Source organism: Rhodococcus sp. Leaf225 (genome assembly GCF_001426145.1).
Taxonomy (GTDB): Bacteria; Actinomycetota; Actinomycetes; order Mycobacteriales; family Mycobacteriaceae; genus Rhodococcoides.
In genome coordinates this window covers 1-231 of the sequence record NZ_LMRN01000002.1, presented here as the reverse complement: position 1 = coordinate 231, position 231 = coordinate 1, and the positions used below count along the sequence as shown (strand labels likewise).

Annotated in this window: 1 tRNA gene; it reads right to left on the bottom strand. The window is 67.1% G+C overall.

From position 1 onward, the window contains the following. Positions 1-13: 13 nt before the first annotated feature. Positions 14-89, bottom strand: a tRNA-Ala gene (locus ASG69_RS00010). Positions 90-231: the final 142 nt, after the last annotated feature.

Here is a 231-nt window from a genome sequence, read left to right as displayed (position 1 = left end):
GAGGCGGCGCCTTTGGTGGAGCCAGTCGGGATCGAACCGACGACCTGATGCTTGCAAAGCAACCGCTCTCCCAGCTGAGCTATGGCCCCAATTCTGGCAGATGCGTTGGTCGTGGGCGGGATCGAGGCGACAGCCTCGCAAGGCCGACCGGCCGTCCGCACACAGGTGCGGCAAGCCAAGGCGACGGACGTCGCCGCCGGCGCCTGAGGCACCAAAATGGTGGGCCTGGGA